Origin of the sequence: Sphaerisporangium sp. NPDC049002, assembly GCF_040649355.1 — a bacterium.
GTDB lineage: Bacteria > Actinomycetota > Actinomycetes > Streptosporangiales > Streptosporangiaceae > Sphaerisporangium.
This window is the reverse complement of the sequence record NZ_JBEZFH010000293.1, coordinates 1-6,970: the sequence shown is the minus strand read 5'-3', so window position 1 is coordinate 6,970 and position 6,970 is coordinate 1. Positions and strand designations below refer to the sequence as shown.

General features: G+C 68.8%; 5 protein-coding genes and 1 pseudogene. 2 read left to right on the top strand and 4 right to left on the bottom strand.

Features of this window, described 5'->3' with window-relative positions; genetic code table 11:
• Positions 1-195: 195 nt before the first annotated feature.
• Complete coding sequence (locus AB0B89_RS33590) at positions 196-1,209, bottom strand: NAD-dependent epimerase/dehydratase family protein (protein WP_358560867.1); 1,014 nt, start codon at positions 1,207-1,209, stop codon at positions 196-198.
• A gap of 5 nt (positions 1,210-1,214) precedes the next feature.
• Positions 1,215-2,564: a nucleotide sugar dehydrogenase gene (locus tag AB0B89_RS33585; RefSeq protein WP_358560864.1), complete on the bottom strand. Its 1,350-nt coding sequence runs from the start codon at positions 2,562-2,564 to the stop codon at positions 1,215-1,217.
• 220 nt (positions 2,565-2,784) lie between these two features.
• On the opposite strand from AB0B89_RS33585, the gene AB0B89_RS33580 reads away from it, so the two are divergent.
• The gene (locus AB0B89_RS33580) at positions 2,785-4,206 is read left to right on the top strand and encodes an NDP-hexose 2,3-dehydratase family protein (protein WP_358560861.1); all 1,422 of its coding nucleotides are present in this window, start codon (positions 2,785-2,787) and stop codon (positions 4,204-4,206) included.
• A 34-nt stretch (positions 4,207-4,240) separates the two neighbouring features.
• Positions 4,241-5,353 carry a DegT/DnrJ/EryC1/StrS family aminotransferase gene (locus AB0B89_RS33575; protein ID WP_358560858.1) on the top strand — a complete coding sequence of 371 codons (1,113 nt, stop codon included), beginning with the start codon at positions 4,241-4,243 and terminating at the stop codon, positions 5,351-5,353.
• A gap of 276 nt (positions 5,354-5,629) precedes the next feature.
• Here the strand turns inward: AB0B89_RS33575 and AB0B89_RS33570 are convergent, their stop codons facing one another.
• Together AB0B89_RS33570 and AB0B89_RS33565 are read right to left on the bottom strand one after the other, a co-directional pair.
• Positions 5,630-6,358, bottom strand: a complete 729-nt coding sequence (locus tag AB0B89_RS33570) for a class I SAM-dependent methyltransferase (RefSeq protein ID WP_358560855.1) — start codon at positions 6,356-6,358, stop codon at positions 5,630-5,632.
• Positions 6,359-6,360: 2 nt separating this feature from the next.
• Positions 6,361-6,882: pseudogene (locus AB0B89_RS33565) on the bottom strand (methyltransferase C-terminal domain-containing protein); the annotation flags it as partial.
• Positions 6,883-6,970: the final 88 nt, after the last annotated feature.

Sequence of the window (6,970 nt, the reverse complement as noted above, 5' to 3'; positions counted from 1 at the left end):
AGGGGGGGGGGGGCCCGCCCCTGCGCGGGCAGGTCAACCACCAACACAACCCCCCCCCCCCCCCCCCCCCCCACAAAAAAAACCCCCCGGCCGGCGGGCCCCCGGGCGGGCCCCGCGGCCCCCGCGCCCGCCGCCCGGCCGCAGGCCACGCCTCTGGCCCCGTGCGGATGCCGCCCGGGGCCCTCAACGGCGGTTTCAGGCGGGTGAGGGCACCGCCAGACCGCTGTCAGGCGCCGCGCCGCTGTCGGCCAGGTCGAGCCACCACGGGTTCTCCCGCGCCCACTCGATCGTCCTGCCGAGCCCCTCGCGCAGATCCGTCGCGTACCGCCACCCGAGTTTCCTGCCGATCTTGGTCGTGTCCGGAACCCGCCTGAGCAGGTCCTGGTACCGGCCGCCGAGCCGGTCCCGCGTCTCGATCGGCACGACCGCCTCGACGCCGGTCAGCTCCGCGACCAGGGCGCTCAGCTCGGCCACCGTGGTCTCGACCGAGCTGCCGACGTTGAAGCACTCCCCGATGGCGGCCTCGCTCGTGCCGACGGTGATCGTCGCGTCGACCGCGTCCTTCACGAAGGTGAAGCACCGCGTCTGGCCGCCGCCGTCGTACACCACCGGCGGCTCTCCGTTCAGGGCCCGGTGGATGCTCCTGCTGACGACGAACGCCGGCCGCTGCCTCGGGCCGTACACGTTGAAGAAGCGCACGATGGCCGTCCTGAGGCCGCGCTCGCGGGCGAAGGCGAAGGCGAGGTGCTCGCCCAGCGCCTTGCTGGATGAATAGCACCACCGGTCCACGGCGGTGCTGCCCACCACCCGGTCGTCGTCCTCCCTCCACGGGACCGCGGGGTTCTTCCCGAAGACCTCGCTGGTGCTCGCGACCACGACCTTCGCGCCCGCCCTCGTGGCGAGGTCCAGCGCGTTCCGGGTGCCGAGCAGGTTGATGTCGATGACGTCGAGCGGACGGTCGAGATACCGATCGACCCCGACGACGGCGGCGAAGTGGTAGACGGTGTCCACGCCGTCCTTCACCACCTCGGCCAGCTGCGACGCGTCCCTGATGTCACCCGTCACGTAACGGACCGACGGCGCCGGCGACTGGTCGGGGGGCGGCGCGCCGCCGTCGAACACGGTGACCTCGTCGCCCCGCCGGACCAGCTCGTCGACCAGATGACTGCCGAGGAACCCGCACCCTCCGGTTACCACTACCCGCGCCATGACCGTTACCTTCCGATTCCCCGGTAGGCGAAGCCATGCCGCCGGAACCGGTCGATTGTCTCCCGCGAGTAGTAGGCGCGGCCGTCGAGGATGACGCACGACGGCGCCACGGACTCCCGGAGCGCGACGAAATCGATCGCGGAGAACTCGTCGTGCCCCGCCAGCACGGCGATGCAGTGGGCACCTGCCAGCGCCTCCTGCGCCGTCCCCACCGGCGCCAGCCCGAAGATCTTCTCGACCTCGCCGGAGTCGGCGAGCGGGTCGTAGATGACGACCTCGGCCCCGCCCTGCTGCAGCTTGGTCACGACCGGCAGCACCGGGGTCGCGCGAAGGTCGCCGGTGTTGTTCTTGAACGACACGCCGAGCACCGCGATCTTCGTCTCCTCCAGCCGCAGGCCGGACTTGGCCAGCTCCTCGACGATCAGATCGACGGTGTAGGCCGGCATGGAGTCGTTGACCTCCCGCGCGACGGGGATCGTGTCCAGCGCGATGTCGTGGTCGCGGGCGGCGCGCCACACCATCCACGGGTCCTTGGTCAGGCACGACCCGCCGACGCCCACGCTCGGGAGCAGGATGTTGACGTTTCCGGTGCCCTTGCGCATCGTGTTGGCCGCGGCGATGACCTCAAGCACGTCGACGTCCAGCACGGCGCACAGCTTGGCCAGCTCGTTGGCCATGGCGATGTTGTGGTCGATCCACCAGTTGCTCGCCAGCTTGACCACCTCGGCGCTCTCGGTCGAGGTGCAGGTGATGATCTCGTTGCCGAGCGTCCGCTGCCAGAACGCGGCCGCGGCGGCCACGCTGTCGGGGCACCATCCGCCGACGGCGATCGGGAAAGTCCTCATCTCCTGCAGCGCCTGCCCCTCCGACAGCCGCTCGGGGCAGAAGACCAGTCCGATGTCCTCGCCCACCTTCAGCCCGCCGGCCTCCAGCAGGGGCGCGACGAGGTTCCTCGACACGCCCGGAGGCACAGTGCTCTTCAAGATGACAAGCTGGCCCTTGCGCAGACGCTTGGCCAGTTCGGTGCACGCGCTCCGCAAATACACATCGACGAGCTCGGTGTCCCGCACCGGCGTGCCAACGGCGATGACCACCACGTCCACTTCGGAGACCAGGTCGTACTCGGTGGTCACCCGCAGCCGGCCCGAGTCAAGGCCGCTGTACAGCAGCTCGGGCAGCCCCGGCTCGCTGAACCAGCAACGGCGTTGCTCCAACTGAGCGACCAGCCCCGGGTCGACCTCGATTCCCACGACGTCCACGCCCTCATCGGCAAGGACCGCCGCTACGGTCGATCCCACATAACCCATTCCGATTATGGCGGCCGAGGTATTCCCCTGATCAGACAAGAATTTCATGGGTCACCCACTCTCAGGATGTGCCGGTTGGCATACCAACAGCGTGCGACCGGTACGTCGGCGACGCATCTCCTGTAATGCCGTGACCTTTTCATCGGGACCGGATTCGCGGCTGTTCTGGCCCCGGATCGCCCCGGCCTCACCGCAATCCAGAAGATGCAGCGCAAAGCCCGGCCGTACGACGATGCAGGCAGTCATACGACCTCATGGGGGGCCACTGGTGCCTGCGCGACTCAATCAGCTCGACGTCAGCACGCCCGTCGGCATCGCCGCCCGCGTGACCGCATCGGCACGAACGACCGCGTCTCGGATGAGCCCCGACGTCGAAGGCTGGCTCGACGGGAAGAGAAGGCAACCGTTCGAGAGCACCATAATCCCGCTGGACGAACTGACCGAGCCGAATGGATGGCGCTACGCCGCGGACACCGGGAATCTGGAACACCACAGTGGCCGGTTCTTCAGTGTGGAGGGCCTGCACGTCAGGACGAACCACGGTCATGTCAGGGAGTGGTGGCAACCCATTCTCGTGCAACGGGACATCGCCATTCTCGGAATCATCGCCAAGGAGTTCGACGGCGTCCTGCACTTCCTGCTGCAGGCCAAGATGGAACCCGGCAACGCCGACCTGGTGCAGTTGTCCCCCACGGTCCAGGCGACGTCAAGCAACTACACCCAGGTGCATCGCGGAACGCGCGCCCCCTACGTCGAGTACTTCACCGAGCCGGACAGGGGCCGGGTCCTCGTCGACATCCTCCAGTCGGAGCAGGGCGCCTGGTTCCACCTGAAGCGCAACCGGAACGTCGTGGTCGAGGTCACCGACGACGTGCCCCTCCACGAGGACTTCTGCTGGCTGACCCTCGGGCAGATCGGCAGACTGCTCCAGCGGCGCAACGTCATGAACATGGACGCCCGTACGGTCCTCGGGTGCCTGCCCATCGCGGGCCCCGCGAGGGGACCGGACGGCGAGGACGCCTACGAGGGCGCCCCGCCGGACTCCACGGAGCCGGACGGCCTGCACACGATGACGGAGATCCTCAGCTGGTTCACCGGCCGCAAGAGCGAGTACGAGCTGTCCGCCCGGCTGGTCCCGCTGAACTCCGTCGTGGGGTGGCGCAGGGACACCGAGAAGATCTCCCCGGAGGGTAGCGGGAACTTCAGCATCGTCGGCGTCCGGGTGAACGCCCGGACCCGCGAGGTGCACAGCTGGAAGCAGCCGCTGCTGGCGCCGCACGGCCTCGGCCTGGCGGGACTGGTGGTCCGGCGCATCGGCGGGAGGCTGCACGCGCTGGTGCGCGCCGAGGTCCTGCCGGGCAACCGGGACACGGTGGAGCTCGGCCCCACCGTGCGGTTCATGATGGACGACTACGCGGGCACCCCGGCGGAGCGCCGCCCGGAGTTCCTCGACCACATGCTGTCCGCGCGCCAGGGCGTCCTCTATGACGTCGTGCAGTCCGAGGAGGGCGGGCGCTTCCACTACGCCGAGACCCGGTACCTCGTGGTGGAGGCCGACGACGACTTCTCGCTACGGGTGCCGCCGGACTTCGCGTGGATGACGGTCGAGCAACTGCTGGCGCTGCAACGGCACAGCTACTACCTCAGCATCGAGGCCAGGACCCTGCTCTTGTGCCTGAACAACCTCTGAAAGAGAAATCGATCCCGAAGGAGTTCGTGCACCGATGGCCATTCATGTATGGGACCACCGGCGGGAGTACGAGAACGAGCGCGAGGACATCCTCGACGCGGTCGACACCGTATTCCGCTCGGATCAGCTCATTCTCGGCGAGAGCGTGCGGAGCTTCGAGCAGGAGTTCGCCGCCTACAACGGCGCGGCTCACTGCGTCGGGGTCGACAACGGCACCAACGCGGTCAAGCTCGGCCTGCAGGCGCTCGGTGTCGGTCCCGGCGACGAGGTCATCACCGTGTCCAACACCGCGGCGCCGACCGTGCTCGCGATCGACGGGGTGGGCGCCACCCCCGTGTTCGTCGACGTGCATCCCGACACCTACCTGATGGACACCGGCAAGGTGGCCGCCGCCATCACCGACCGGACCAAGTGCCTGGTCCCGGTACACCTGTACGGCCAGTGCGTGGATCTCGCCCCGCTCCAGCAGCTGGCGGCGCAGCACGGCCTGAAGCTCCTGGAGGACTGCGCCCAGGCGCACGGGGCGCACGCGAACAACGGCCGCCTGGCCGGGGCGACGGGTGACGCGGGGGCGTTCTCCTTCTACCCCACCAAGGTCCTCGGCGCGTACGGCGACGCGGGCGCCGTGATCACCTCAGACGACGAGGCCGAGGAGAGACTGCGCCGGCTGCGCCGCTACGGCATGGAGGAGCTCTACTACGTGGTGAGCACGCCGGGCCACAACTCGCGGCTCGACGAGGTGCACGCCGAGATCCTGCGCCGCAAGCTCCGCAGGCTGGACGAGTACATCGCCGGCCGCCGTGAGCTCGCACGGCGTTACGCGGAGGGACTTGAGGACACCGAGCTGATCCTTCCGCGGCTCGCCCCGGGCAACGACCACGTGTACTACGTCTACGTCGTGCGCCACCCCGAGCGGGACGAGATCCTCAAGGCGCTCCGGGAGTTCGACTTCCACTTCAACATCAGCTATCCGTGGCCGGTGCACACCATGACCGGATTCGCCCACCTCGGCTGGGGTACCGGTGACCTCCCGGTGACCGAGGCCGCGGCGAAGGAGATCTTCTCCCTTCCGATGTACCCGTCGCTGCCCGTGGACATCCAGGACAAGGTCATCACCGCCCTCCGCAAGATCCTCGCCCGCGGCTGACGGCTCGCGGCCCCGACGCGCCGATCCCGCATGAATGGGTCTCCATCGCCCTCATGCCGGGATCGGCGCGTCGTGCTGTCCGGCGACCGCCTCGTGCTGTCCGGGACGCCGAAGCGCTCGACGAGCGTGTCCTCCCATGAATCTCATCTACGCGAACCCCAACAGATGGGTTTCATGTCCGCGAACGCGAACACGCCCGGCTGACGGCGGCGTGTGCCGCCGGCAGCCGGGCGTGTTCCACGGCCCTAGGCCGGGTACCGCTCGGTGGATCGAGGCTCAGGCCTTGACGCCGACGAAGAGTCCCGGCCGGTCGCGGCCGGTTTCGAGGAACTCGACGCTGGTGGCGCCCGCCTCGGTGAAGGCCGTCTCGTACTCCTGCCGCGTGAACAACGACAGCATGTGGAGGTCGGTGAAGTGCCGGATACTGGATTGGGGATCGGCCACCAGATACTGCGCCGTCATGCGGTGGACCCGGCCCTCCACCACCGTGTGAGAGAGCCGGGCGATGGTCTGCCCGTCGACCGTGACGACGTCACCCATGACGCGCCCGGACAGCGCGTTCTCCGGGAAGTACCAGGGCTCGACGATGATGACCCCACCCGGGTTGAGATGCCGGCCGAAGCAGCGCAGCGCCGCGTTCAGCTGCTCGGCGTCGTCCAGGTAGCCGATCGCGCTGAACAGGCAGGTGACCGCGTCGAACTTCCGGTCGAGACGGAAGTCCTTCATGTCGCCCTGGTGCAGCGGCACCCCCGGCAGCCTCTTCTGGGCGACCCGGAGCATGTCCTCGGCCAGGTCGACGCCCTCGACATGCTCGAAAGCGTCGGCGAAGCTGCGGAGGTTCCTCCCGGTGCCACAGGCCACGTCGAGCAGCGCCGAGGCGGAGGGGTTGCGCTCCCGGACGTACGTGACCAGCTTCTGGGAATCGGCCTCGTACGCCCTGTCGCGCCCCTGGTAGAGGGCGTCGTAGATCTCGGCGTTGTGGTAGATCGGCGACAGGTCTTCCATGGTCAGTCCACCCGGACTTCGGGCACGTACAGGATCCACTGGCCGCCGGCCTCGCGGAACCGCTCCTCCTTCGCCATGATCTCCTCGGCGTGGTTCCAGGCGAAGAGCAGCGCGTAGTCCGGATACGACGCGGTGAAGGCGTCCGTCGACCTGACCGGGATGTGCACCCCGGGTGACAGCCGGTCCTGCTTGGCAGGGGTCGTGTCGCATACGTAGGAGACCAGGTCGGGGCCGATGCCGCAGAAGTTGGTGACGGTCGCGCTCTTGGCCGTCGCCCCGTAGCCGACGACGGTCTTGCCGTCCGCCCGCAGGGAACGCAGCAGGCTGACCAGGTCGTCGCGGATGCGGTTCACCGACGACGCGAAGCCCTGGAGCACCTCGGGCTTCTCCAGGCCCTGGGCGTTCTCCTCGGCGAGCATCTGGGCCACCGCCGGGGTCGGCTGCCGGGCGCCGGCACGCGCGAGCGTGTAACGGACCTCCCCGCCGTGCACCGGCTTCCGCTCCACGTCCACCAGCTCGAACCCGCGAACTCGTTGAACAGCAGCGGACGGAAGCCCGCCTTCTCCACCGCCATCGCCAGGCCACCGCCACCGGCGAACAGCTCAACGCCCG

Coding starts and splice junctions, on each gene's coding strand:
- AB0B89_RS33575 (WP_358560858.1), top strand. CDS start 4,241: ATGGCCATTCATGTATGGGACCACCGGCGGGAGTACGAGAACGAGCGC.
- AB0B89_RS33570 (WP_358560855.1), bottom strand. CDS start 6,358: ATGGAAGACCTGTCGCCGATCTACCACAACGCCGAGATCTACGACGCC.
- AB0B89_RS33590 (WP_358560867.1), bottom strand. CDS start 1,209: ATGGCGCGGGTAGTGGTAACCGGAGGGTGCGGGTTCCTCGGCAGTCAT.
- AB0B89_RS33585 (WP_358560864.1), bottom strand. CDS start 2,564: ATGAAATTCTTGTCTGATCAGGGGAATACCTCGGCCGCCATAATCGGA.